Annotated in this window: 22 protein-coding genes; 11 read left to right on the top strand and 11 right to left on the bottom strand. The window is 41.0% G+C overall.

Translation table 11 applies throughout. The features are described from left to right. From V7L12_RS31495 to V7L12_RS31480, 4 genes are all read right to left on the bottom strand, one after another. Positions 1-4,713, bottom strand: a 4,713-nt coding sequence (locus V7L12_RS31495; protein ID WP_335090430.1) for an nSTAND1 domain-containing NTPase, incomplete at its 3' end; no start/stop codon positions are given. A gap of 61 nt (positions 4,714-4,774) precedes the next feature. After that, a complete protein-coding gene (locus V7L12_RS31490; RefSeq protein ID WP_298904329.1) occupies positions 4,775-4,963 on the bottom strand; it encodes a hypothetical protein in 189 nt (62 codons plus the stop codon). Then, complete coding sequence (locus V7L12_RS31485) at positions 4,960-5,163, bottom strand: hypothetical protein (RefSeq protein ID WP_335090428.1); 204 nt, start codon at positions 5,161-5,163, stop codon at positions 4,960-4,962. The genes V7L12_RS31490 and V7L12_RS31485 overlap by 4 nt, the downstream gene beginning before the upstream one ends. 27 nt (positions 5,164-5,190) lie before the next feature. Beyond that, positions 5,191-6,540 carry an ATP-binding protein gene (locus V7L12_RS31480; RefSeq protein ID WP_335090426.1) on the bottom strand — a complete coding sequence of 450 codons (1,350 nt, stop codon included), beginning with the start codon at positions 6,538-6,540 and terminating at the stop codon, positions 5,191-5,193. A 306-nt stretch (positions 6,541-6,846) separates the two neighbouring features. On the opposite strand from V7L12_RS31480, the gene leuC reads away from it, so the two are divergent. The 7 genes from leuC to V7L12_RS31445 all read left to right on the top strand — a co-directional run bounded on the left by leuC (position 6,847) and on the right by V7L12_RS31445 (position 14,685). After that, the gene (gene leuC / locus V7L12_RS31475) at positions 6,847-8,250 is read left to right on the top strand and encodes a 3-isopropylmalate dehydratase large subunit (protein WP_335090424.1); all 1,404 of its coding nucleotides are present in this window, start codon (positions 6,847-6,849) and stop codon (positions 8,248-8,250) included. A 121-nt stretch (positions 8,251-8,371) separates the two neighbouring features. Then, positions 8,372-8,980: a 3-isopropylmalate dehydratase small subunit gene (gene leuD / locus V7L12_RS31470; protein ID WP_335090422.1), complete on the top strand. Its 609-nt coding sequence runs from the start codon at positions 8,372-8,374 to the stop codon at positions 8,978-8,980. 134 nt (positions 8,981-9,114) lie between these two features. Continuing rightward, the gene (locus V7L12_RS31465; protein ID WP_335090420.1) at positions 9,115-11,037 is read left to right on the top strand and encodes a DUF4209 domain-containing protein; all 1,923 of its coding nucleotides are present in this window, start codon (positions 9,115-9,117) and stop codon (positions 11,035-11,037) included. Continuing rightward, entirely contained in the window at positions 11,034-11,468 is a 435-nt protein-coding gene (locus tag V7L12_RS31460) for a type II toxin-antitoxin system VapC family toxin (RefSeq protein WP_335090418.1), read from the top strand. Before V7L12_RS31465 ends, V7L12_RS31460 begins: the two co-directional genes overlap by 4 nt. A gap of 573 nt (positions 11,469-12,041) precedes the next feature. Then, entirely contained in the window at positions 12,042-12,773 is a 732-nt protein-coding gene (locus V7L12_RS31455) for a calcium-binding protein (RefSeq protein WP_335090417.1), read from the top strand. Beyond that, positions 12,692-13,564: a calcium-binding protein gene (locus tag V7L12_RS31450; RefSeq protein ID WP_442947939.1), complete on the top strand. Its 873-nt coding sequence runs from the start codon at positions 12,692-12,694 to the stop codon at positions 13,562-13,564. The genes V7L12_RS31455 and V7L12_RS31450 overlap by 82 nt, the downstream gene beginning before the upstream one ends. A gap of 611 nt (positions 13,565-14,175) precedes the next feature. After that, a complete protein-coding gene (locus tag V7L12_RS31445) occupies positions 14,176-14,685 on the top strand; it encodes a DUF6174 domain-containing protein (protein WP_335090413.1) in 510 nt (169 codons plus the stop codon). Between the two features lie 492 nt (positions 14,686-15,177). Here V7L12_RS31445 and V7L12_RS31440 read toward each other — a convergent pair whose 3' ends face one another. Next, entirely contained in the window at positions 15,178-15,561 is a 384-nt protein-coding gene (locus V7L12_RS31440; protein ID WP_335090411.1) for an FAD-dependent oxidoreductase, read from the bottom strand. Further along, on the bottom strand, positions 15,534-16,295 hold the full coding sequence (locus V7L12_RS31435; protein WP_442947938.1) for an FAD-dependent oxidoreductase: 762 nt from the start codon (positions 16,293-16,295) through the stop codon (positions 15,534-15,536). Before V7L12_RS31435 ends, V7L12_RS31440 begins: the two co-directional genes overlap by 28 nt. 25 nt (positions 16,296-16,320) lie before the next feature. On the opposite strand from V7L12_RS31435, the gene V7L12_RS31430 reads away from it, so the two are divergent. Then, positions 16,321-16,947 carry a xanthine dehydrogenase family protein molybdopterin-binding subunit gene (locus tag V7L12_RS31430; RefSeq protein WP_335090409.1) on the top strand — a complete coding sequence of 209 codons (627 nt, stop codon included), beginning with the start codon at positions 16,321-16,323 and terminating at the stop codon, positions 16,945-16,947. Between the two features lie 326 nt (positions 16,948-17,273). On the opposite strand, the gene V7L12_RS31425 is transcribed toward V7L12_RS31430, so the two are convergent. Then, positions 17,274-17,600, bottom strand: coding sequence for a CHAT domain-containing protein (locus V7L12_RS31425; RefSeq protein WP_335090434.1), 327 nt, complete (start codon positions 17,598-17,600; stop codon positions 17,274-17,276). Between the two features lie 31 nt (positions 17,601-17,631). Further along, on the bottom strand, positions 17,632-18,249 hold the full coding sequence (locus V7L12_RS31420) for a CHAT domain-containing protein (protein WP_335090407.1): 618 nt from the start codon (positions 18,247-18,249) through the stop codon (positions 17,632-17,634). A gap of 218 nt (positions 18,250-18,467) precedes the next feature. On the opposite strand from V7L12_RS31420, the gene V7L12_RS31415 reads away from it, so the two are divergent. Then, complete coding sequence (locus tag V7L12_RS31415; RefSeq protein WP_335090405.1) at positions 18,468-18,875, top strand: hypothetical protein; 408 nt, start codon at positions 18,468-18,470, stop codon at positions 18,873-18,875. A 330-nt stretch (positions 18,876-19,205) separates the two neighbouring features. Next, positions 19,206-19,376: a hypothetical protein gene (locus tag V7L12_RS31410; protein WP_335090403.1), complete on the top strand. Its 171-nt coding sequence runs from the start codon at positions 19,206-19,208 to the stop codon at positions 19,374-19,376. A gap of 175 nt (positions 19,377-19,551) precedes the next feature. On the opposite strand, the gene argJ is transcribed toward V7L12_RS31410, so the two are convergent. The 3 genes from argJ to V7L12_RS33435 all read right to left on the bottom strand — a co-directional run bounded on the left by argJ (position 19,552) and on the right by V7L12_RS33435 (position 24,543). Further along, on the bottom strand, positions 19,552-20,715 hold the full coding sequence (argJ, locus tag V7L12_RS31405) for a bifunctional glutamate N-acetyltransferase/amino-acid acetyltransferase ArgJ (protein WP_335090401.1): 1,164 nt from the start codon (positions 20,713-20,715) through the stop codon (positions 19,552-19,554). 318 nt (positions 20,716-21,033) lie between these two features. After that, positions 21,034-22,548 carry a hybrid sensor histidine kinase/response regulator gene (locus V7L12_RS31400; RefSeq protein WP_335090399.1) on the bottom strand — a complete coding sequence of 505 codons (1,515 nt, stop codon included), beginning with the start codon at positions 22,546-22,548 and terminating at the stop codon, positions 21,034-21,036. A gap of 18 nt (positions 22,549-22,566) precedes the next feature. After that, entirely contained in the window at positions 22,567-24,543 is a 1,977-nt protein-coding gene (locus tag V7L12_RS33435) for a PAS domain-containing sensor histidine kinase (RefSeq protein WP_442947937.1), read from the bottom strand. Between the two features lie 1,076 nt (positions 24,544-25,619). Here V7L12_RS33435 and V7L12_RS31385 point away from each other — a divergent pair. Then, positions 25,620-26,294 (top strand): helix-turn-helix domain-containing protein, encoded by a 675-nt coding sequence (locus V7L12_RS31385; protein ID WP_335090397.1) that lies wholly within the window; start codon positions 25,620-25,622, stop codon positions 26,292-26,294. Positions 26,295-26,374 lie beyond the last annotated feature (80 nt).

Below are 26,374 nucleotides of genomic sequence, written 5' to 3'. Positions count from 1 at the left end.
TTGTCCATTGGGGCTGTAGGCGACGCTATAGACCGAACTGCTATGACCAGTCAGGGTTTTCAGGAGTTGACCACTGCTGACATCCCAGATTTTGACCGTCTTGTCAGTACTTGCAGAAGCTAACTGTTGTCCATTGGGGCTGTAGGCGACGCTATAGACCGAACTGCTATGACCAGTCAGGGTTTTCAGGAGTTGACCACTGCTGACATCCCAGATTTTGATCGTCTTGTCAGTACTTGCAGAAGCTAACTGTTGTCCATTGGGGCTATAAGCGACGCTATAGACCGAACTGCTATGACCAGTCAGGGTTTTCAGGAGTTGACCATTGCTGACATCCCAGATTTTGATCGTCTTGTCCCAACTTGCAGAAGCTAACTGTTGTCCATTGGGGCTGTAGGCGACGCTAATGACCTCACTGCTATGACCAGTCAGGGTTTTCAGGAGTTGACCACTGCTGACATCCCAGATTTTAATCGTCTTGTCAGTACTTGCAGAAGCTAACTGTTGTCCATTGAGGCTGTAAGCGACGCTAATGACCTTACTGCTATGACCAGTCAGGGTTTTCAGGAGTTGACCACTGCTGACATCCCAGATTTTGATCGTCTTGTCCCAACTTGCAGAAGCTAACTGTTGTCCATTGGGGCTATAAGCGACGCTATAGACCTTACTGCTATGACCAGTCAGGGTTTTCAGGAGTTGACCACTGCTGACATCCCAGATTTTGATCGTCTTGTCAGTACTTGCAGAAGCTAACTGTTGTCCATTGGGGCTATAAGCGACGCTATAGACCGAACTGCTATGACCAGTCAGGGTTTTCAGGAGTTGACCATTGCTGACATCCCAGATTTTGATCGTCTTGTCCCAACTTGCAGAAGCTAACTGTTGTCCATTGGGGCTGTAGGCGACGCTAATGACCTCACTGCTATGACCAGTCAGGGTTTTCAGGAGTTGACCACTGCTGACATCCCAGATTTTAATCGTCTTGTCAGTACTTGCAGAAGCTAACTGTTGTCCATTGAGGCTGTAAGCGACGCTAATGACCTTACTGCTATGACCAGTCAGGGTTTTCAGGAGTTGACCACTGCTGACATCCCAGATTTTGATCGTCTTGTCCCAACTTGCAGAAGCTAACTGTTGTCCATTGGGGCTGTAGGCGACGCTAATGACCGAATCGCTATGACCAGTCAGGGTTTTCAGGAGTTGACCACTGCTGACATCCCAGATTTTGATCGTCTTGTCACGACTAGCAGAAGCTAACTGTTGTCCATTGGGGCTGTAGGCGACGCTAATGACCGAATCGCTATGACCTTCTAAAGTATTCACCTCGATCGCACGGTTTTCTTTCTTTTCATTTGGCTTTAAATAAACCGCTTGCTGTAAAGTTAACACGGTTTGCGTTCGGGTATCGCTTCTGTGCTGTGCCCAAAGTGTATGCTTGAGTTTACTACCTGCTTTTAAGGCTGCTATTAAAGCATCTGAATATTTTCCAGAGACAGCAAAGGCTTCTGAAGAATTATTGATGGCGTTAATTTGATTAACATTTGCCTCTACTGCCCACTGGAATGTTGCTGCTGCTAAAGCAGCAAATCCTAAACCTGCGGCCACAGTACCAAAAAGGGCGCGTTTGAGAAAGCTATTCAGTTTCGCCTCACTCAGTTTTCTTTCTTTTCGTTCATCTTCCAGTTCCGCCATTACCTGCTTTAACTTCGGTTCCTGTTGCTGGCGGATAAAGATGGCGATGTAGTCATGTACCAGTTGATAACGGTCGGCGGGGTTTTCTGGTAACAAAACCACTAAGCCGGATTGGACAAAAATCTCTAAAATTAAATCTAATTTACTGATTTCAGAAGCTTGTTTCTCCTTAGTTTCCGATTTCTTTGCCTGCGGCGACTCTCTTAAAAAGGGAATGGAAAAAATAAAGTCCTGTTTTTTAAGGGGGATTCGGGGGATCTCCGAGAAATACGGGAGCAAATCGCGTTCCATCTCAGCGCGAGTCTTGAGTGGGCGAGTTCCTTTTTCATCGGTCAGCAAATAGAGTAATATGTCTGCTGCTTGCTGATTTTCTTCACCGCAATCATTAACAACTTCATGCAAATAACGCTTAACTAATTCGTCCTTAGTGCCAAGCTGCTGATATTCTGCCAGAGTTGTAATATTCTCCGTTTGCAGTTGCGCCCCCACAACCTGCAACTCAATGGGACGAACTTCACCCAATTCTCCGGCTAAATCTTGCACCAGTTGTTCAACTAAAGCAGGTTCTAAGTGAAAACTAGTATTTTCAGTTAAACGCTGAATAATTGACTTCGTATCAGCAGGTGAGAAGTTCCCCAACTTGTAAAGCACATTATTACTGAGAATGTCATTGCCAATAATCTTGAGACTGGACAAATCATTGCACTCCAGCAAGTAATGAATGTAATCCACCCGCAGCGATAAGATAACTTTCACCGATAGAACATTCAGACACTCTCCCATAAACTCAAAGAATTGCTTCCTTTGTGCAGGTTCGGTGTAAACAAAGAAAAATTCCTCAAATTGATCAAAAATTAGCACTGTGCGGAGGTTGCGCTGTTCATTTTCTTTAAGTCTGGATATTAAATATTGCGGTTCTCTAACCTCACCCCCAACCCCTCTCCTTAGCAAGGAGAGGGGAGTGTTTGCGTCAGCAAATACGGGGTGAGGTTCCGACTGTATTGCACTGCTATATTGCAGAGTTTCGAGTTCTGAGGTCGAAGGTTGAGGTTCTGAGGCTGAACGTTGAGGTTCTGAGGTCGAAGGTTGAGGTTCTGAGGCTGAACGTTGAGCTTCTGAGGTCGAAGTTCCGAGTTCAAAGGTCGAATGTTGAGGTTCTGAGGTCGAAGTTCCGAGTTCAAAGGTCGAATGTTGAGCTTCTGAGGTCGAAGTTCCGAGTTCAAAGGTCGAAGGTTGAGCTTCTGAGGTCGAAACTTGAAGTTCTAACTCTCCCTCATCTTCCCCATTTCCCAAAAGCTTCCCCAACTCTTCCACCCAGTTGGTGTAAACGCGCATTACCACCGGCAAATAATCTTGAATCCCGATCGCTTTATTCTTTAAAGCTGGCACTAGTCCCGCATTCACCAGGGAACTTTTGCCTACACCCGATTGCCCATGAATTACTATCAGCTTATAATCAGGGCGACCCATGCGTTCAATTAAACGTTCTACATCCAATAGGCGACCAGATGCAGCAATTTCTGGGGCAATGTTTCCTTGGGGAGAGTTTGAGCGCAATGTCTCTACAAATGCTTGTTTTGTTGCTTCTAACCTACCCGCACCAATAAAAGCCCGCAAGCCAAATTGCTGTTCAATAGAACGCCGTTGCTGTTTGATTTTGTATGCTTGGAGATATTCTTTATGCTCAAAATAAAGCTGCTGCAAAAACTTGAGAATATCCAAGTAAAGCCTGACATCCTCTAGGGGATTACCCACATCCCTAGCAGTTTCTAAGCTGAGAGTTGCCTCTTGAGTTTGACCTAAATGGTATTGAGAACGACCTAAAATAAACCGATACAAACTCAAATCTTTTGATTTTAAAACCCTTTCGGAAATCTCAGATAAAACCCCTGAGATATTCGCTGATTCCAAATTGGGAATCGCAGCAAAAACTTTCAAGGCTTGTTGAACAAGCTGATTTGCTTTCACCCAGTCTTTTTGAGCCAAAGCCACTTCAGCTAAAAAACCGTAATCCTTGGCTAATTCTCTTGACTGGTTGTTACTTTGATGGATTACTAAGGCTTGTTCTGAAAGACTCTGCAACATTTCCCACTTTTGCAAGTCTCGCAAGATATCACCGAATTTAACTACTGCACTAGCAATTAAATCTGGACTGTTGAACTGGTAAATAAAATTAATATATTCTTGAATATAATGCCAAGTTGTATGCCAATCTGGATGATTTATCTCTTGATGTTTCAAAGCTTTGAGATAATAACAAAAGCCTATTTCACCGAGGATTTTGACCTGTCGCTCTAAATTATTACTTCGCTGCCAAAGCTCTAAAGCTTTGTGATAATGCTGTAGTACCGAACTTTTGTGATTATTTATCTGTTTGATAAAACCTAATAAAGATTCTAAATTAGCTTGAATTTCTAAATTATAAAACTCTGGCTGATTGAGTAAATATCTTTGCGCCGTTTCTAGCTCAGTTTCCAGCTTGATATATACATCTACGCTAAAATTTAACTTATTACTAAACCATTGATTAGCCGTTTCGATAATAAAGTCTACTAATTCCTGTGTTGAGATGGCAAAATTTCTCGTAGTTGCCCAACTTTCCAAATCTGGCGCAAACTGGATTAGTTGCTTGTAGATTTCATCGTCAATCCACAACACTAAGGGAAAAGCAAAATTCTTGCGAAACTCCTCCCGCACCTGATTAGCAGAAGTTAACATCACAGACAAATTCTGCACTGATTCCAAACCCACAACCATCACACATGCTGGTATTTCTTCGCCGAATTCTTCTTGAATCGCAGTATAAAGAGTCCTGTTAGATTGCTGCACCACCAAGACACGAATTTCGACTTGACAAATTTCCCGCAATCTGGAGATTAAGCGCTCGCGCTCTCTAGCATAATTACACCGGGCCAAAATCAGCTTAAACTGTCCCACAGAGGACTCTATGGCCCAAGCTAATTGTGCTACAGAGCGATCATTATTTACATGGTCATCTTCTGATGGTTGCGAGTCTGTCATAAGTCATAAGCTGATGTAAATCTAGAGTGTAGGAGGCAAAGGAAGAATTAAAGACAACAAGTTAAACTTCCTGGCGTTTTAACTCCTGTATCAATACTTGAGTGCGTTTGCTAGCTTCTCTTGCTTGCTGTCTAAAATACTTGGCTTGTTGACGGTCACTTAAACATACTTCAGATGCTTTTCTACTAAATTCAACAGCTTGTTTACTGAGTTCTTTAATACGAGTCTTTAACTCTGGGATTGTTTTCATATTTCCTCCTGTTCTGAAATTACAATCTCTAAATTTTCTATCTCTTCATAAAGTCTATCTGCTCTACTAGCGAGTAAGCTAGCGTCCTCAAAATCGTTGTTTTCTACGGCTTTATCGGAGGCTGAGTACAATTCTTCTGTGATTTGGTGCAATTGTGTGTAAGCTTTTAACAAAACATTTTTAGTTTCTGGTTTCATCATCTAATTATTCATCGGTTCGCTGATTCCTCACTGCAACTCCCTCGCTTCTGCCAAAACCGGATTAACATCAAACCAAGACTCGCCACCATCGCGATATTCAAATACAAACCGACTGCGGATCAGTTTTTGATATCCGTGGTCATCACTCACCTTTTTCCTTTCCTTGACATGACGTAACAATTGCCACTCATCCTCAGAAATCGGTAACATGATTTCATTCCGCCGAGAACGAATCACTTGCTCTAAGGTCTCACGGGTTAGGGGAAGACTCATCTCTTCCATAATCCAGGTATTCAGCAGCCTCAGCACGTCTCGCACATGACCACCGCTCATTTTACATAACCGCTCTAGACTAGCAGCACTATCAAAAATCTCGGTAACTTTACTTAAACGCTCCTCTGGTGTCATGTCAGGAAAAGCTCTCGCTAGTACCATCTGCTGCATGAGTGCCATTCCCTGTGTATGAACACTGCCATCAGTCCTTTGTACAGGTACCATTGGTAATACCTTGGGATCTTCTGGGAAACGCTGGGTGAGCATTCCGTAATCATTGGAAAACTTCAAAGCCAAGGGCATGGTGTAGAGTAGATGACAATTAAGCCTTGTCAAAAACTCACCCTGATCGACAAATAAATATTCCTGCTGCGGACGACCCCAAGGTTTGGCACGATTATCTATGCGGTCAAGATTATCGACAATTACCACCAGACCATTTTTACCCTGCTGTTTGAGTTTAGCGATCGCAGGTTCCAATAATTCTTGATTAATCGCTTCCAGCAGCTTAGTTTTTTGCGGTGCTAAATACTGATTGAGTTTTTCTCGCAGGGTTGGGTCATTTTTCATCTTCGCGGTGATTTCACCAATACCCATAGACAGAGAAAGTTTTTCTTTTTCAGAGGTGACACCAAAATCGCCGACATTCGGAACCTTAACTTTTACCCCCGTCACCTCGGAGTTTAAGACCTTCCAAGCACCTTGCAGCAACTCATTAAATTTGTTGGGTGACTCTAGAGTAATTTTATCCAGACTTTGACTTACCCGACGAGCGATCGCTAGCAGCACATCAGCAATATCAACATCAGTCATTTCCAAGTCATCACTGGACTCAAAATAGACGACGTGGAAGCCTAACTTTTCCAGTTCTGCCTGTAACCGTAATAGTTCTGTCGATTTCCCACAACCAATATGTCCAGTAAATAAAGTGCAAGTGGGTTCATTCGGCTTAAAAAAAGTAATTTTCTGCTTCAGCTTGCCAAGAATATCACCACCTCGTACCGAGGAAAAATCTATATAATACTTGCCATCAGAGCTATTGTTGACAAACAGAGTTCTGCTGGGATCGCTAGCCTGATAAAATTCCCGTAAATCTATGGGCATAATGCTGGTAGTGCAATTATCTCGTATTGTCTCAACATATCCTTGTTCAACAGGATAAAGTTATTTACATCTTTGCATCTCAAGATTTCGGAGAATTTTCGCATTTACTACCTCAAAGGCAATCAAATGACATCGCGAATTATCTGCGTACCTTTGCGCTGACCTCTGCGCCCTTTTGCGTTTAAATTTCCCCCTTAATTCGCCACAATTTTACCCAAAGCTGTAAGTAATATTTAAGTGATCTGCAAAAACCTAGACTTTTTTTGATACTATTTAAGACCGGACTCCTTAAATATTGATTGACGTATGAGCAAAGGTACCCTGTTTGACAAAGTTTGGGACTTACACACCGTTGGTACACTTCCCTCAGGGCTGACGCAACTATTTATCGGGCTTCATCTAATTCATGAAGTCACCAGTCCCCAGGCTTTTGCTATGTTACGCGAGAGGGATCTAAAGGTACTGTTTCCAGAGCGTACCGTCGCCACAGTCGATCATATTGTGCCCACAGAAAACCAGGCGCGTCCCTTTGCCGATAGCTTGGCAGAGGAAATGATTCAGGCGCTCGAAAATAACTGTCAAGAAAATAACATAACTTTTTACAACATTGGCTCTGGTAGTCAGGGTATAGTTCACGTCATCGCTCCAGAACTTGGGCTGACTCAGCCAGGAATGACGATCGCTTGTGGAGATAGTCACACTTCCAGTCATGGGGCATTTGGTGCGATCGCATTTGGTATCGGTACTAGCCAAGTCCGGGATGTTCTCGCTTCCCAAACCCTTGCCCTTTCCAAACTGAAAGTCCGCAAAATTGAAGTTAACGGCACTCTCAACTCTGGTGTTTACGCCAAAGATGTTATCCTGCATATCATCCGCACCCTCGGTGTGAAAGGTGGTGTGGGTTATGGCTACGAATTTGCAGGGACGACATTTGAGCAAATGAATATGGAAGAGAGGATGACTGTCTGCAATATGGCGATCGAAGGCGGTGCTAGATGCGGCTATGTCAATCCCGATGGTGTCACCTACGATTACCTCAAAGGCAGAGATTTTGCACCCATTGATGCAGATTGGGATAAAGCAGTGGCTTGGTGGGAATCCATCAAGAGTGATGCAGATGCCCAATATGATGATGTGGTGGTATTTGACGCTGTGGAAATTTCTCCTACCGTTACCTGGGGCATTACTCCCGATCAAGGTATCGGTGTCAACCAGTCAGTACCTCAACCGGAAGAACTGCTGGAAGAAGACCGATTTATTGCCGAAGAAGCTTACCGCTACATGGATTTATATCCCGGTCAACCCATTAAGGGTACAAAAATCGATGTCTGCTTTATTGGTAGTTGCACCAATGGCAGAATTAGTGATTTGCGAGAAGCGGCGAAAATCGCCAAAGGTCGCCACGTTGCAGAGGGAATCAAAGCCTTCGTTGTCCCTGGTTCGGAAAGGGTGAAGGAAGAAGCAGAAGCTGAAGGATTGGATAAAATCTTTCAAGAAGCCGGATTTGAGTGGCGCGAACCGGGATGTTCTATGTGCCTAGCCATGAACCCCGATAAGCTACAAGGAAGACAAATCAGCGCTTCTTCCTCCAACCGCAACTTTAAAGGAAGACAAGGTTCCTCTTCCGGTCGGACATTGTTAATGAGTCCGGCGATGGTCGCCACTGCTGCGATTAAAGGCGAAGTTTCTGATGTGCGCGAGTTGTTGTAATTTTGGGCATGGGGCATTGGACATTGGGCATGGGGCATTGGTTGTGAATTATTTTCCTTTGCCCCTCTGCCCCTTTGCCCCAGTCCCCTGTCTCTAGTCCCCAATCCCTTTATCAAGTATTATGGTAAGTGAAGTTAAAACAGTTTCAGGGCGCGGTATCCCCTTAGTGGGCAATGATATAGATACCGATCGCATTATTCCCGCCCGATATTTGAAAGCCGTTACCTTTGATGGGTTAGGCGAAGGCGCATTTATTGATGATCGCACAGCACTTCAAGGTGAACATCCCTTCGATCAACCCCAGTACCAAGGGGCGAATATTTTAATAGTCAACCGTAACTTTGGCTGTGGTTCATCACGGGAACATGCACCCCAAGCAATCGCAAAATGGGGAATCCAAGCTTTAATCGGTGAAAGCTTTGCCGAAATCTTTTTTGGTAACTGTGTGGCAATGGGCATACCTTGTCTGACAGCCGATGCTGTTACTGTTAAACAACTGCAAGATTTAGTCGCTGCCAATCCTCAAGCCGCCGTAACAGTGAATTTGGAAACCTTGCAAGTGCAAATTGATGATTACATCGCCTCAGTTGCGATCGGTGAAGGCACAAGAAGCACATTTATTTCTGGAACTTGGGACGCTTGCGGTCAGTTAGTAGCTAACGCTGACCAAGTTCGGGCAACAGCGACAAAATTACCCTACGTCGGTTGGGGCAATTTAGCCACAAGTTAGTATTTCTTCGTTCCCTGGCTCTGCCGGGGAATGTTAATTTATAGATTTTACCTAAATTATTGAGCTAGAACTAACAATAGCCTGATCTATTTCAGATTTGGCATAGTAGACATATAGCTAAGTAATTCTAGACTATGCCATTAATAAACCCTCCTCTCACTAAAGAAGATTTCATTAACTCTCGCTGGCTAGAAGTTGTTAATAGCAGCGAAACAAAAGAGTGTCTTGCTTACAACAGAGTCTTCTGGAACAAGGCACAGGAAGCAAAAGAGGCAGGAAATATCACAGAACAGTCCGTCTTTGAGATTTTGGCGTTCGTGACTGGTGTTGCAATCAAGCCAGAATCAACAGAGGAGTTTTTTGCTGAAGTTTTCCAAAATCTTACTGATGAACATTTAAATTTTCTTACTGACATTGCTCCTGAAGTATCAGATCCAGAACTTCAAGCACGAATTGCGGATATTCTCTGGATCAAAAAGCGCAATTATCGGATGGCACAGTTAGCAGTTACAGCCTACTTACAATCTGCCACAGAATTAGAAGATCCTGAAAAATGGAGTCGGTGTTTCGAGAGGATTGAACGGGCGCTTCGGCTAGCACGCAAAATTAATTATCAAGCTGAATTAGTTGTCGCACACATAGAGGCAGTTCTTAATCGCTACAACGGAGAAGATCCACTGTGGCTTTCAGTAAAGCTTATGGAGCTTTTGCAAGAATACAAACTTGGTAATCCGACTAAATATGCTGCTCTGGCTGAGAAAGCAGCAATTATAGCGGAATCTTCCCAAGACTGGGATAAGGCAAGAAACTACTGGGAAATAAAAGCAGAATGGCATCGCATTGACAAAAATGCTGAACAGACACACGCAGCGCGAATACTTGCTGCCGAAACTTATATAAAGGAAGCTAAAGATTCATTGACAAAACATTCTCAGCCTTATTCAAAGGCATCAGATGATTTACAAAAGGCGTTGGAAGCATTTGAAATATTAAAAAGCCAAGGTACAGAGGAAGAAAAAGCAGCAGCGAAGGCTAGATATGAGGAAGTTCGTAAGCTTCTGTCAGAGTATCAAAAACAATCCTTGAATGAGTTAATAACAATATCTTCTCAGTTTAATATCAGCGCTGAGGTAGAACTAGCTAGAACCTATGTTAAGGGCAAAAAATTTCAAGATGCAATATTTGCCTTGGCTCTTTTGGGAATTCCACCTAAAGTTTCATACCTTCAGCAGAGCGTGGAGAAGACACCTTTGTTGTCTCAGTTCATGCCAATAACAATTATGAATGAGATGGGTAAGGTTGTAGCCCGTCAATCTAGTAATTCAGATGAAGCAGAGAAAGCAATTCGTTTTGAGATGTACAGGAATGCAGTCCTGTATCACAAACTTTACGCGCAAGCTTACATTGAGCCTGCAAGGGGTCAAATAAATCTGGAACATAGTGTAGAAGTAAAAGACTTATTTCCATTTGTTTCAAACAACCTCTTTGTACCTCCTGGGAGAGAATATCAGTTTGCAAAAGGGCTTTACGCTGGGCTAATCGGAGACTTCTTCACATCCACTCATATTCTCATTCCTCAAATTGAAAATTCTATCCGTTATTTACTCCGAAGGCAGGGTGCGTTACCCTCAAAAATTGATATTGATCAGGGAATTGAAGATGAGCGTGATTTGAATACTACTCTTTTCGCCCGCAATTATCCAGAAATAAACTCAATTTTTAATGAAGACGCACTTTTTGATCTTCAAGGCTTGCTAATTGAGCGTTCAGGTTCAAATTTAAGAAACCGTATGGCTCATGGTTTAATTAATGATAGTGAGTTCAACAGCCCTATCACGTCTTACTTATGGTGGATCACATTACGGCTTTGTTGTTTGCCAATGTTGAAACATGAACAGCAGGTTGAAGAGTCCAATCCTTGGGTTAAGTTTGATGGTATTTTCAAAGATGATCCGCTTTTTGATGATTTTGTCGAAAATATAGATGCAAATCGATGTGAATTAGATGTAGAAGTTGCTACTTATGAAGCTTTTTTAGAGGAGAATCAGTCAGCTTGAGCCTATATATCCTCGATACCGATCATGTTACTCTTTCTCAACATGGTAATTCTAAAATTCTACAACGCGCTCAAGTTGTTGGCAGTTCCAACATTTTTGTGACAACAGTTACACTGGAAGAACAATTAAAAGGCAGACTAGCTTCTATCAGCAAATGTGCTAATAAACCACAATTTTTAGCAGTTGCTCATAGAAATTTGCGAATAACCCAGATTTACTTTTGTAGTATGAATTTACTGGAGTTTGATGAGGCAGCATACAGTCGCTACCAAAGTTTACGCTGGCAAAAAATCCAGATAGGTACACAAGATTTAAGAATTGCTGCGATCGCTTTGGCTAAGGGGGCAATTTTGGTTACGCGTAATCAAAAAGATTTTAGCAAAGTTCCTAATTTATGTTTTCAAGATTGGACTATGGATGGGTATTCTTAAAAACACATGACACTAAATCCTGTCTTGAATGTAATGTCTATTACACTTGGTAATATATTGATTGTACGTTTTCTCTTAACGTTTGAAATTCTTTTTTGGCATTGCTTTTAATGAGATTTGGCTCTTTTCATAAAAGTGATTTGCGACTGTGTAATCAATACATCTGAACCAGTTAATATACTTAGTTGTCAGGTTGTAAATTTAACAAATAGATATTTAATCCTCGCAGATCAGAAGCACTATTTTAAACTTTAACGAAAATCGTTCAATAAAAATCGTTCAATAGTTGAAAGCTAGCTTGCAAAAGGCATTCACGAGCTATTCTTTCTTTTTTAGATGACGTTAAAAGTCAGAATACAGTCAGGTCTGTCTCTAAAACTCCTAGTGAAGAAATTTTACAAAAACCAATCTTCTGCATAAAAGAAGAACATATCTCTGATTAATACTTAGCAGCTAAAAACTAGAAGTTTTGTAGTTAGTAGACAGAAACTAGTACTTCTATACTTTTCTTAAAAATAAAGTATTAGGAACTCATTGTTCATTTAGATAAATTAAAAATTAGGAGTATTAATCATGGCAGTAACTTGGATTCCAGGGCCAGGGCCGACTAATGGAGCAGATGTAGGTATTAGTAATGGCGCTTCTGATAACTTCAATGGTTTGGGTGGAAATGACAGCCTTTATGGAAATGCTGGTAACGATCTGTTACAAGGTGGCGATGGTATCGACTTTCTATCCGGTGGGGACGGAAACGATACTATACTCGGTAATCGTGGAAACGGCAATGATCGCCTAATCTGGAACAATGGTGACGGTAGCGATAGAATTAGCGGTAACGCTGGCTATGACGTGGTTGAGGTCAACGGCGCGGGTGTAGGAGACAACTTCCGCTTGCAACAAGATGCTCAAGGTAGAGCAATCTTTGATCGGCTGAACTTGGTTCCCTTTACTCTGACTGTAGACAGTGCAGAAAGGTTTGAAATCAATGGTGGGGGTGGTGATGACATCCTCGATGTCAATAACCTGTCAGCAACTTTTGTAAATGCGGTATGGTTCACAGGCGGGGCTGGAAATGATCTGCTGGATGGTAGTGGTACAGCGACACCTTTGAGAGCCTTTGGTGGTGAGGGTAATGACAGCTTGACAGGTGGTACTGGCAATGACAACCTCTATGGTGATACTGGTAACGATCTGTTACGAGGTGGCGATGGTATCGACTTTCTATCTGGTGGGGATGGAAACGATACTATAGTCGAAATCGTGGCAACGACACCTTCACTGGTGGAAACGGCAACGATCGCCTAATCTGGAACAATGGTGACGGTAGCGATAGAATCAGCGGTAACGCTGGCTATGATGTGGTTGAGGTCAATGGCGCAGGTGTAGGAGACAACTTCCGCCTGCAACAAGATGCTCAAGGTAGAGCAATCTTCGATCGGCTGAACCTGGTTCCCTTCACTCTGACTGTAGACAGTGCAGAAAGGTTTGAAATCGATGGTGGGGGTGGTGATGACATCCTCGATGTCAACAACCTGTCAGCAACTTCTGTAAATGCGGTATGGTTTACAGGTGGGGCTGGCAATGACTTCCTTGATGGTAGTGGTACAGCGACACCGTTGAGAGCCTTCGGTGGTGAGGGTAATGACATTCTCTATGGTGGTGCTGGCAATGACTTACTCTATGGAGATGCTGGTAATGATATTTTACGAGGTGGTAAAGGTAATGACATCTTGACTGGTGGTGCTGGTAGCGATCGCTTTGTGTTCAACTCAGGTGCTGGGTACAATAGTGCCGACCTCGGTGTAGATAAAATTACTGACTTCAGCAGCTATAGCGATAAAATTGTCCTCGATAAGACAACTTTTGCCGGACTCAATAATCTGTACCAAATTACGATAGTAGCTAATGATGCAGCAGCTGCAACTAGCTATGGACTCATTACTTATAGTCTTGGAACTGGCAACTTGTTCTTCAACCAAAACTTGACATCACCAGGCTTGGGGACAGGTAGTCTGTTTGCCAACATTGATAACGATAACAATCAACTCACAGCCCCACCATTATTATCAGCTACAAACTTTGAGATCGTTGCGTAAACATCTCTCAAAATCCATAGAAGCTAAGGCATGTCTGCAAGCTTACAGCTAAATCCAAATTAGCAATCATCAACGTTGCTAATTAGGGATCATTGAATCCTCCTCAGACTTCAAGTACGGGGAGGATTATACAGCAGTTTTCTTTTGCATGAAGTATGAGGCTACGGAGGCAGAAGGCAGAAACTCTTTATATCTCAATACGCTTGGGTTAAGGTTTCTTGGTGTAGATAATTGGTCTTTCAAGATGCGATCAAGGCTTGAAAGTCTTTTGTTGTCCTTGTTTTTTCATTAGTTCAATCCAGATAGATACGAAAAATTTAAGAATTGCTGCGTAGGCGTAGCCAGCACTTCGACAAAGCTCAGTGACCACCGTAGGCATCGCTTTGGAAAAGGAGGCAATTTTAGGCGATCAAAAATATTTCAGCAAAGTTCCTTATTTATGTATTGAAAGTTGGATTGTGGATGGGTCTTCTTAAAAAATGCAGATTTATTTTTCTCCGAAAGAAATTAATTAAAAGATAAAGTTTATTTAAACAACCTCTCGTAAATAAGTTGAAATTTGCTGTAGTATAATAATAGTTAGAGTTTTTACAACTAATAAATCGATTAATATGCGTTTACCTATCCTTATCAGTGCAACACTATTGCTGTCTCTAGGTCTGAATCTACCAGCGATATCCGAAACTACCGCCGAGAAAGCAGAATATCAAACGCAAACGAATAATAACTTGAATTCAAGACGGTTGAGATTTAATAAGCTTTTGTGGGAGCGGGCAAATATTTATAACTATCGTATTACAGTTAGCAACAGTTGCTTCTGCATACCAGATGCTAGAGGGCCAGTAGTTATTCAAGTACGTAATGGTCAAACAACTTCAATCACTTCTGTAGCTACCGGTAAACCAGTTAATCCGCAATTCTTTCAAAAATACGATACAATTCCCGAACTCTTTAATGTGATTCAAGATGCTATCAAGCGTAAGGCATCCAACCTGGATGTAGAATACAATGCTAAATTTGGCTATCCAACTAAAATTAATATCGATTACGATAGTCAAATAGCTGATGAAGAAATATTTTTGACAATTGAGAATTTTCAGGAAATTAAAACTAGACGCTAACTGATTACTTGCGCTCAATATTAACCAAAAATAGGGGTAAATTAGCAACTCCAAAGCGAGATTTAATACTTCAATTTACCCCAAAAAGCTAATAGTGATCCAATCCGCTTGGGTTAAGGGTTATTGGTGTAGATAATTGGTCTTTCAAAACGCGATCAATCGCGTCTCTACATCTGGGTTGTATTGGATCACTAAGCTAATCGTCATTCATTTTTCCAGAATGATTCGCTTGTAGGAAGCGGCTCCAGCCCTAATTTTATGTAACTTAAATGCCGATTAGCTTATTAGCTTTTCATAAAAATTAACAATTAGATTAAGTTATATTGATTTTGTGCGAATAATTCTCAATTATTCAACGAATTTGTTGTGTTTGAGGGCTTGACTAAAAACAGTCACTTCTGATAACCTCAAATTACTCGATAAGATTAGCGCTTCCTGTAAGTTTATGCGCTAATTGTGATCAAAGTAACTTTACTAATACCACACTAGAATTTAACTTTTTACAGATGGCTTAAAATTGTACACCCATTTGTGAAAATCATCATTAAGACTCATTTGACGCTCTTGCGTCTGCTCGGTGGATGCCATAAAGTTAGCGTCGTAGTAACGCATCTCACCCAAGGCACTACGAGCTTGAATGAGTTTTGTCCGCTCGATGCGACACTGTTCGTATTTAGTCAGAGCTTCTTGCAGATTAGCTGAATCAGAAAAACACTCTCGTAGTTGGTATGCATCTTCAAAAGTGGTATTGGCTCCCTGTCCCATTGCATGAGCGGCATCGCCTAAGAGAGTAACTCTGCCTTGACTCCATTGAGTTAACGGTGGGCGATGCCTACGGCGGGCTACGCCTACGCAAATCGGCCCTTCCCAAACCAAATTTCCGCAGCTGGTGTCGCTTCTACCACCACCCGGAAGGATTCATCCCAGTCGGCTAATTCATGGAGAATGCGAGACTTCACTTCATCAGCGCTGTGAGAAAGGGAGTACTCAGGCGAGAACTTCCGACTAATCCAACTGGTATAGCCGCCGCCCACATTGAGAAGGTACATAAACTGTTGATTGCCTTTGACAAAAACTAGTTCATAGTCATTAAATAGCTTGTGGCGATACTTAATGACGGCACGCCAACACATACTACCGATATAATTAGGCTTACCCTCGCCAAATAAAGTTTCTCTGATCACAGAGTTAACGCCATCAGCCCCAATCAGCAAATCTGCATCTACCGATTTTTCGCCATCAAAATGAATTTCCACACCGTTTGCATCTTGCTCAAAGCCGATGCAACGATGATTGAGGTGAATGATGTCAGACGGCAATCGAGAGGCTAAGACTTGCTGTAGACGATACCACCAAATAGTTAACAACGGTTGTCCATATTGCTCTAAATATTTAGTTGCGTTAGTTCGGATTGTCTCAGACTGAATATTCTTTAAAACCGTGTGGTGAACCTCGCATCCTGAACTTTTGAGGGTTTCGACAATTCCCGGCGCGATCGCATCTAGAGAATTCAAACCATTAGGAGCCAGTCCTAGTCCAGTTCCCGCCGGACGAAATTCTTGGGCTTTTTCGTATACTTGAACCTCTATCCCTTGGCTTCTCAGTGCGATCGCAGCGCGGGATAAGATAATTCAAATGGCGATCAAAGATGCAAATTCTCTGCTTTACGAATCTCAAGCAGCAGATATTACCGTTGAGTCAGGGCAAATATTTTCAAAACAAGACCCATTGAAGCGAGACAGCTATACCGATATTCTGTGCCGTCATGGATTAGAAAGTTTAGAAGTTACAGAGGAATCCTCACTCAATCCAGAAAGCCAAGAATACGCCAAACACTCTTTTGGTGCGATATTTGTCGAAGTTGCAGTCGATGAGTTGTTGGGAGAAATCAAAGTTAGACGTTGCGTAGGCGTTTATGGTGCTGGGCGAATTCTCAACTTCAAGACAGCGCAAAGTCAAGTTATCGGCGGGATTACATGGGGAATTGGCATGGCGCTGATGGAAAAAACTGTAATGGATGCTAATCAGGGCAGAATAGTTGGTGTTAACCTTTCAGATTACCTGATTCCCGTTCATGCAGATATCCCCAATATGGAAGTGCAATTTGTTGAAGAACACGATCCTTATCTGAATGCACTAGGAACTAAAAGCCTGGGGGAACTTCCGATTGTTGGGGTAGCCGCAGCCATATCTAATGCAGTTTATCATGCCACAGGTAAGCGGATTCGCAATCTGCCAATTACACCAGATAAGTTGTTGTGAGTAAATAGGTTTGTAATTAAAAAGGCGGTTAGAAACCACATCTACACAAGCAAAACCCACCTTTGTGGGTTTCAAAACCTCAATTTTTTCCTTATGTGTAGCGGCGAATTCCCTTCGCCTTGGCTTAACGTGAGCTTCCACGAACCTCTCTCTGCCTTGAACTTTCGTCCAAGTCTGTCCCTCTCTGAGTCGGAGCTACGGTGTACACACAAGTCCTTCTGACCCCCTCTAACTCCCCCGATGCCTTGGGGGAGAACCGGATATTTCCCCCCTAAGGGGGAATTAAGGGGGGTAAAGCCAGGATTTTGGCTTAATTACGAATTACTTTAAAGTGCATCACCAATCAGTACAAATGGCGACCAATAAAAAGGATGACGATGGTCTGCAATTAGCTTCAACTTAGCTTTTTGCAAAGCTTCACCTTTCGTCATACCCTGCTTGATATTTTGATAAAATTGAACCATTAGTTGCTGAGTTGCTTCATCATCAACCGCCCACAAACTTGCCATCACAGCTTTAGCACCAGCACGCTCAAATATATAAGCAACTCCTGCAATTCCTGCGCCATTCAAATTAGTGTCTACAGCAGTTTGACAGGCACTAAGAGTAATCAGTTGTGTGCCTTGTAAACCTAAAAGAGCAGCATTGGCAATGTCTAAGGGTTTGTCAGCAAATAGTAAAGTATTATTTTTTAAATCGACCTTTTTTGCAATCTTCAGTTTGAAAACAGCCGTGAGTTGCTAAGTGCAAAAAAGAAAAGCGCAATGCTTGGGATCTAAACTTTTCCAGGGTGGCTTCATTGTGGATATAAACTTCACTGTCTGGCAGTATTTCCTTAATATTTCTGACTTCTGCCTCTGCACCTGGGAGATTTTGCGGGTCACTGGGTACTGGATTACCAAATGCTAAAACAGCTTGTGGTTTGCGGGGTATGGCATTTTGCACACCTGGAGATTTTAGGGAATTATTGGAAATGCGAGTGAGATAGTTGACAGGATATTTCTGGATCAGAAATTGGTTGGTTTTACTGTCGTAAAGAGTCTCAAAAGGTAAATGGCGCAATTGACCAGTAGCAATAATACTCAGTTGTTTGGGTGACAAAGACTTAACTTTTGCTTCTACAGGACGAATAAGAATATCATAAAGTTTACCACCTGTTTCAATGAAGTTAGGATCACTGTCATCTTGTACCTGTTTTAGGTAATCGGTAATAAGTTCATTAAGCTTAGTCGGGTCAATAGATTTTTTAATAACACTCAACTGTCCTTTTGTGAAGATAAAAAATGCGACGTTATTAGGCATATCTCTCACATTAGTCAGCAAGACAGGTTGGACTATAACCGTTCGTCTCTGCAAGCCAATTACTACTGAATCGGATCGTCTCTGCGACTCAACACAAACGCTCATGGACAGCTAAACGGCTAAAATCTCTAGCTGAATTTAGTTTTGGACAACTGCGTTCAGTGGATTTTCTGCGATCGCTAGTCAATGAAATAGTAATAGTATCCTGGGTATTAATTGTGATATTTTGGTTAGCTCGTTGGCAAGGCTTTGCAGATGCCAGGCGGGATGCTGGTCATAACTCCACTTTACCTGTTGTAGCCTTAATTACACCGGAAGAAAAGTTTGCTGTAGGACGCAAACTTGATGATATATTTGCCGATCCGTCTTTGAAAGGTTATCGCATAATTGGCGATCGTGGTCTATTCGACGACTTGCGAGGCAGGGAAGATAATGATATTAGCAATCCAAAGCAGCCGAGAGTCTGGCGCTTACTCCTAGAACGTGGCGGCTGGATTTATTTGTTTCGAGCATTGTCCTCAAATGCAAAACCTGATGAGCTACCGTCAGTTTTAGCTATTCAAGAAAGTGATAAGGGACATATCATCATTCGTAGTCCAGAAGTTTCTAAAACTACTTCTCCTTAATATTTTAAATAACTTGTTTAAATTTAGGTTGATAAAAAATACTTTTCTTTAACCACCGTTTTATAATAACCCTTTACAGGATCTCGTTTAAAATACTCCAGATTCAAAGGAAAAATTTGATGAACCAGTGGCAGCTTATTCCTAAATTCAGGAGGTATTTCACTCAATTAGTTTCCACTTGTATTGTTAAACCTTTGCAGGTTATAAGACGGTGGTGCATACAATCAATGCAAAGTTGGTTCTATAGACATTCTTCGTGGGGCATTGCCTCTCTATTTTTGGCTGGAATTAGTTTGAGTATCCTGTTAGCTACAACGAGAGTTTGCTAAATTGGGATTTCGTCCAGTTAATCTTGCGATCGCCAAAGAAACAGAAGGCACTTTTCCCCAAATTAAAACTATTTTTAAAGCTGAAGATTTAGGAGCATGGGACGAGATTCAAGCAAAATTCTTTGATGAAGGTACAATCTTTGACAAAATTCGAGCGAAAAAGTCAACTTAACTTTAAAAGCGCAATGAGAAATCGTCCCCCACTAATTGACCCTTATTTACGAGACGCTCGGCTCTTTCTTCGACGCCGAGCGCAATGAATCAAAAGCCCTCACCTAAATTTCTCTCGAAACTTGGGAGAAGGACTTAGGATAAGGGCAAATTTTGCATTTGTGCAACAGGTCTAATCAAGTTGAGTATTTACCATTAATTTCTATATAACCCTCTGAAAGATCGCAACCCCATACAGTTGCAGAGGCTTCCCCAATATTAAGGCTAACATGAATATCTACTTTATCTTTAGACATAATTTGCCGTAACTGTTCTAGATTTTCCTCAGTTAAGCTACTAGGATAAACTTTCACATTATCAAAACTAATAACAACTCTTTCTGGATTTATCTGCTGTTCATTTTCACATTTGCCTATAGCCATAGCAACTCTTCCCCAATTCGGATCTGCTCCATAAACAGCAGTTTTTACTAATGGTGAATTTACAATTGCTTTCGCTACTGTTTTAGCTTGTGCATAGTTAATTGCCGAATCTACAGTCACCTCAATTATCTTCGTAGCACCTTCTGCATCTCGTGCAATTTTTAGCACTAATTCCTGTGCAACTTCTTGCAATGCACTAGCAAAATCTGGTTCTGAAACTTCACCTGCTAAACCATTAGCAAGAATCACGGCGGAGTCACTAGTAGAAGTGTCAGTGTCTACACTCAGGCAATTAAAAGTTTTATCTATAGTAGAGCGAAAAATAGAACGAAGGTTATTTGCAGAAATTGCAGCGTCAGTAAAAAAGAAAGTTAGGAGGGTAGCCATATTAGGCTCTATCATGCCAACACCTTTGGCAATTCCTACTAGCTTGGCATTTCCTATTTGCCGTGTAGCTAATTTCGTTACTGTATCGGTGGTCATAATACCGCGAGCTGCGGCATGAAAATCAGCATCAGTCAATTTTTTGCCCAATCCTAATAAACCAGCCCGGATTTTTTCAATGGGGTAACGTCTGCCAATTACACCTGTAGAAGCTATCACAATATTATGTGCAGCAATTCCAGTTTCAGTTGCAACTAATTGCAGAACCTCTTGGGCGTCAGCGATGCCAACAGAACCATTAGCTACATTTGCATTTTTAGATATAACGACAATTCCTTGTGCTTGTGAATCTTTTAAGTTATCACGGCTAATAGTAATACTTGGCCCAGCAAAAAGACTTTGAGTGAAGACTCCATCTGCAACACAAGGAACTGATGATTTAATAAATACAAAATCATCAGTTGTATCTCGTATTCCCAAATTAGTGATGAATGCACTAAAACCTTGAGGTGTGGAAGATATAGTTAATGACATTTTTTGATATTTAATAATTTGCTTTAATTATCTCATATCAAGTTCGGGTAATTACGTGAGGTGGCATATTCCCTACACCTTGCAGTATAACGTTGTACCGCCTCTGAATGGGAACTGCTATATCATAAAATATATTAATGTAGATTGGTTTGGATGGCAGTGAAACCCAACATGAATAACGATCAAATTTATGAAATTTTAATATCAAAAACCTATTAGTCTTTCAAAGCAACTTTGCTAAGTCTCCAAAAATTTGACAACACGAAAAACTTTTCCTTATTTTCTACCCTTACCTAGCAATTTTTGGGTTATCGAGTACTATAAATCAGTTAATATAAGAGTGAATGTAGTCCATCCATTGCCACTTTCTACTTGAATGTTTCCTTGCAATTGTTCGACTAATTTCTGGACTATAGATAAACCTAGTCCCGAACCACCTTGATTCCAGATATCTGCATTGGGGATACGATAAAATTTATCAAATATCCGTGGTAACTCTGTTACCGGAATTTCTGCTGAATTACTGACAGTAATAATAGTTTTTGCAGGTGCTTCCAAGGAATTGTAACTTACACTTAAGACAATTTCACCACCCGCAGGTGTGTATTTACAGGCATTATTGAGCAATTCTACTACGATGCGTTCCAAGCTAATGCCATCTGAGAATAGCGGCGGGAGATTTGCAGGGAGATTCGGCTGTAGAGTTTGCTGATGTTCTTGAACACGGATTTGAAACGGCTCGATAACCCAAAGTAACCACTGTTGTAAGAGCAACGTATCAGGTGTAATAACTGGATAGGATGAGCTTTCTAGCCGTTGTAAGTCTAGTAGATCGTTAATTAATTCTAGTTCGCGATCGCACTCGCTTTCCATTACTTTTAGATAGCGTTGAGTATCCTCAGCATTATTAGATAGTTGTATCATTTGTATCATCATCTTGATACTACTCAGAGGCGATCGCAGTTCGTGAGAAACTAAATTCAAAAAGTCATTTTTGAGTTGATTTATCTCTTCCCATTGCACCACAAGTTGTTCTTGCTCAATTTGCTTTTGACGCGCCTCAATCGCTCGTTTACGCTCAGTAATATCTCGAAACACTAATACAGCGCCTGTAATATTATCTTTGTCATCTTTAATCGGTGCAGCGCTGTGATCAATTGGTATTTCTGCACCATCTTTAGTAATCAAAATTGTTTCTGCAGGAAGATTAACGATAATACCATCTTGAAGAACTTTTATAATCGGACTTTCAATAGGGTTATGAGTTTCGCCATTAGCAATATTAAATACTTCTGATGAATTTCTACCACAAGCTTCTGACTGTTTCCATCCAGTCAGATTTTCAGCAACCGGATTCATAAAAGTGATTACATCTTGTAAATCACTAGCAATCACACCATCGCTGATACTTCTTAAAAGCGCATCCAGCCATTTTTGATTAACTTTTAATTGCTTTTCTAAACCATGTTTAATCAAAGCTATTTCAATATTTGTTTGTAGTTCTCTTTCTTTAAAAGGTTTTAGTAGGTACCCAAACGACTCAGTTATCTTAGCTCGTTCTAATGTGTTTTCATCTGCATAAGCAGTCAAATAAATTACTGGAATATCCAAACGCTTATAGATTTCTTCAGCAGCTTCTATCCCGTCCATTGACCCTTTAAGCTTGATATCCATCAGTACTAAATCGGGAGATATTTCTATTGCTATATTAATCGCTTCTTCTCCGGAAGAAGCAATAGCAGGCACTATATAACCAAATTTCTTAAGCCGATATTGTAAGTCTTTAGCAACAATAGCTTCATCTTCCACAACTAAAATTTTTGCGTTTGTCATCTTTGAGTAATTGCGTATTTATGGTAAAGGAAATGTCAGCTGACACTCTACTCCAGTAGAGCCTGTAATATTGATATTTCCTGCTAACTGATGGGTTAAAGCATCTACCAACTCCCATCCTAATGATGCGAGTTTTTTAAAATCAAAGTTTGGTGGTAAGCCAATACCGTTATCACTAACTATCAGCGTTAAATTATTATTAATTATTTTCCTAATTTCAATAGTGATTGCACCATTACTGCCTTTGATAAATGCATATTTTAAGGAATTAGATACGAGTTCATGGATAATTAAGCTACAAGGAATTGCTGTATCTAAACCGATAAAAATACAATCTTCAGTATTTATTGTCAAAGCAATCGCGTTTTCATCGACTTCGTAAGCAGTAAATAAACTTACTACCAAATCTCGAATATATTCACCCAAATTAATCTTTGCTAAATCTTGAGATTGATACAATTTTTCGTGAACGAGAGCCATTGATGCAATCCGCTGCTGGCTTTGTTGAAATATTACCAAATCATCTTTGTCTTTGATATAGGCAGATTGCAGGTTTAGCAGACTGGAAATAACCTGTAAATTATTTTTTACCCGATGGTAAATTTCTTTTAATAATACCTCTTTTTCTAATAGTGATGCTTTAATTTGCTTCTCCCACTGCTTGCGTTCGCGCTGCGCAGCTTTGCGTTCGCTAATATCTTCGACCACAGAAATAAAATATTTTGGCTCTCCACTAGGTTCGCGCATTAAAGACACAGTGAGATTAACCCAAATTATGGAATTATCTTTGCGGAAATAGCGCTTTTCCATCGAGTAAGTTTGAATATTATCTGCTAGAATCTGCTTAACATATTTCAGGTCAGTATTAAGATCGTCTGGGTGAGTAATATCTTGGAAAGTTAGCAACTGTAGTTCTTCGAGTGTGTAACCGAGAATATCGCAAAGCTTCTGATTAACTAACAACCAGCTTCCATCGATTGCGACATGGACAATACCAACAGCAGCTTGATGAAATGCAGCACGAAATCGCTGTTCGCTCTCTCGCAATGCTTCTTCTATACGCTGGCGTTCAGTAATTTCTGTCTGTAGTGATTCGTTGATTTTTGTTAACTCTGCTGTCCTTTCCTCAACCATGCTTTCTAGTTGGTTAAGTAGGTTATTTAGTGTCTCCTCTGCTTGCTTGCGATCGGTAATGTCAGTATGCGATCCTGCCATTCGTACTACATTACCATCTTCATCCCACAGTGCTTGCCCTCGATCTAAAATCCATTTATAGGTGCCATCTTTACATAAAGATCGATACTCGGTAATGTAAAACGGTGTTTTCTGAGCAAAGTGATCTTGAACCGCTTGTTTCACCCACTCAAGATCGTTCGGATGCACTCGTGTCACACATTCATCTAAATGGTTAGAAATTTCATGATCTTCGTAACCGAGCATTTCTTTCCAGCGAGCCGAGAAGAAAACTTCATTGGTTTTAACATTCCAGTCCCAAATTCCATCATTATTGCCGCGCAAAGCTAATTGCCAGCGTTGTTCGCTTTCCCTCAATACCTCCTCAGCTCGTATACGTTCAGCAATTTCCTTTGCTAGTTGATAGTTTGCAGCCTCTAGTTGGGCAGGACTCGATAGAGCTAGCACCTGCGGCATTAATGGCACGAGCTTTATAGCCGTTAATACGGAGACAAAAGCAGTGATAGCTTTGAGCAACCCTGATAGCCAATAGGTAGGATACCAAAGCGTCCATACATCCATTAAATGAGTTGTGCCACAAGCAACGATGAATGTACCAAACATTAGGAATATCCAGCTGAAAGGCATATCTCGCCATTTACGAACAAAATAAACCAACATCACTGGAATTGAATAATAAGCAAGGTAAGTTTTCACATCTGAAATCAGATGCAACCACACCAATCCTGGTTTCCAAAGGTAGCAATGTCCGTGGGGAATAAACTGGCTAGTAGAGAAACAATTATTTAAAAATTCCATCATAAAAACCTACACATTGCACAAGTCTTCACTAAAGCCTGAAGTGCGAAAGAAGAGGTTTTTAACCTCATACCTCTTATAGATGCGTATACGCCTAGAGAAAGGCTCTCATATTCTAAAGGAGAACTACGTTTGGCATTCGTCAGAGTTTTACCGTATTAGTTTTAGGCTAGAATCGAGTCGTAGCTTGAGCTTCTACATTCTGTGTTTGTCATCTTTTCTGAGTTTTTTAATCTGATAATATAAGATTTATTAAAATTAAAGTACCGCGATCATTTTGGTTATTGTTACCCTATATCCTCTGAAATCAAGTATTTAAATATATAAAAACCTTCAAAAACCACAGTAATATTTTGGTTATATAATAATCTAATTTTAATTTAGCTGCATACGTGTATTTGCGGACTAGCTCACCTCAGTTTGGGTAGGTCAGCACTATTAATCTGTCATCTAGTGTCTGGTTAAAGACTTATCATTAACACCGCAGAGAGCAGGGGAGAAGCTCACGCTCAAGGTTTGGAGACAGAGCAACTGGTATTAGATAAGGCTGAGGTAGCAAATAGCAGACTCTGTACCGCAGGCAAAACTATCAGCAACCCGATACTTTTGTAGCGATCAAAAATCTAGGTGTCTTCGTCGTTACATCGGAAAAGTTGGCTGGAAGCTCAATAGGTGCGTCTGCGTATTTCAGAGTATATTTGTTTGGGCTAGGTGTAGAGGGACTAATTAATTTGTCCCGACGACAGTTAATTAGTCCAAACGACACTAATCTGTCACTGTTGTACATTTACAAATTAAATGTCGCTATTTAACAAATTAATGTCGCCAAAATATTGGCTAAAGCCCCTGATGAACAAGGGTTTTAATTATTTTTACCAAAACCACCTTTCAATGCAAATTTCACAAATTATTAGTCGCTAATTGTTATATTGAATAAATTTTATGTCGTTCATCCCAAGAAGCTAAAATTTATCTGTCCATGATTTTTCACAAATTAGGTGTCGCAAACTTTACCATTTCATAGTACATTTGTTTTAAATGGAATAATAAACTCGCAAATGTAACTATAAAGCTAACAGATGCCTAAAAATTCACAAAAGTCTCTAACTTCAGAGGCAGATGATGACCAAAGTCCAATCGAAAAAGATGAAAAGTCCACAAAAGTTCACCAATTGCCATCTGATAAATTAATCACACATGAAGTGAAACTCAGGATGGAGGTAATTCAAAGCCTAATCGAATCATGCGATCGCACAACCTACAGCATTAAAAAGAAAGAAGCAGCCGAAAAACTAGGTGTATCAATTCGTCAAGTAGAGCGCTTACTTAAAAAATGGCGAAAACAGAGGTTAGTTGGTTTAGCAAATACGAGAGCCGATAAAGGTAAGTACCGTCTTGACCAAAAATGGATTGATTTTATTATTAATACCTACACAGATGGTAACAAAGGTAGTAAACGGATAACCCGACATCAGGTGTTTCTCAAGGTTAAGGGTAAAGCCAGAATAGAAAATTTGAACAAAGGTGAATATCCTAGCCACCAATCAGTTTATCGAATTCTTGACGAACATATTGAGCAGAAACAGAGAAAGGAGAAAGCGAGAAGCCCTGGCTATTTAGGAGACCGATTGACCCACATAACACGCGATGGGCGAGAGTTGGAAGTGGAGGGTAGCAATGATGTTTGGCAGTGCGATCATACTCGTTTGGATATAAGGCTTGCGGACGAGTATGGAGTCTTAGAGGATGTTTGAAAAGTCAGTGATGCAGTAAAAAAAGCTCTCAGGGCATAAGCTGTAAATACGTAGATACAGCACCATTGAGAGCCATGAGT

It is taken from the genome of Nostoc sp. (assembly GCF_036918245.1).
In the GTDB taxonomy this organism is placed as follows: domain Bacteria; phylum Cyanobacteriota; class Cyanobacteriia; order Cyanobacteriales; family Nostocaceae; genus Nostoc.
The sequence above is the reverse complement of the archived record's forward strand: the minus strand, read 5'-3'. Positions and strand labels throughout refer to the sequence as shown.

What these genes read in the sequence shown, in the direction of transcription:
- V7L12_RS31490 (WP_298904329.1), bottom strand. Translation starts at nt 4,963, where the DNA reads ATGAAAACAATCCCAGAGTTAAAGACTCGTATTAAAGAACTCAGTAAA.
- V7L12_RS31485 (WP_335090428.1), bottom strand. Translation starts at nt 5,163, where the DNA reads ATGATGAAACCAGAAACTAAAAATGTTTTGTTAAAAGCTTACACACAA.
- V7L12_RS31480 (WP_335090426.1), bottom strand. Translation starts at nt 6,540, where the DNA reads ATGCCCATAGATTTACGGGAATTTTATCAGGCTAGCGATCCCAGCAGA.
- leuC (WP_335090424.1), top strand. Translation starts at nt 6,847, where the DNA reads ATGAGCAAAGGTACCCTGTTTGACAAAGTTTGGGACTTACACACCGTT.
- leuD (WP_335090422.1), top strand. Translation starts at nt 8,372, where the DNA reads ATGGTAAGTGAAGTTAAAACAGTTTCAGGGCGCGGTATCCCCTTAGTG.
- V7L12_RS31465 (WP_335090420.1), top strand. Translation starts at nt 9,115, where the DNA reads ATGCCATTAATAAACCCTCCTCTCACTAAAGAAGATTTCATTAACTCT.
- V7L12_RS31455 (WP_335090417.1), top strand. Translation starts at nt 12,042, where the DNA reads ATGGCAGTAACTTGGATTCCAGGGCCAGGGCCGACTAATGGAGCAGAT.
- V7L12_RS31445 (WP_335090413.1), top strand. Translation starts at nt 14,176, where the DNA reads ATGCGTTTACCTATCCTTATCAGTGCAACACTATTGCTGTCTCTAGGT.
- V7L12_RS31430 (WP_335090409.1), top strand. Translation starts at nt 16,321, where the DNA reads ATGGCGATCAAAGATGCAAATTCTCTGCTTTACGAATCTCAAGCAGCA.
- V7L12_RS31420 (WP_335090407.1), bottom strand. Translation starts at nt 18,249, where the DNA reads ATGCCTAATAACGTCGCATTTTTTATCTTCACAAAAGGACAGTTGAGT.
- argJ (WP_335090401.1), bottom strand. Translation starts at nt 20,715, where the DNA reads ATGTCATTAACTATATCTTCCACACCTCAAGGTTTTAGTGCATTCATC.
- V7L12_RS31400 (WP_335090399.1), bottom strand. Translation starts at nt 22,548, where the DNA reads ATGACAAACGCAAAAATTTTAGTTGTGGAAGATGAAGCTATTGTTGCT.
- V7L12_RS33435 (WP_442947937.1), bottom strand. Translation starts at nt 24,543, where the DNA reads ATGATGGAATTTTTAAATAATTGTTTCTCTACTAGCCAGTTTATTCCC.
- V7L12_RS31385 (WP_335090397.1), top strand. Translation starts at nt 25,620, where the DNA reads ATGCCTAAAAATTCACAAAAGTCTCTAACTTCAGAGGCAGATGATGAC.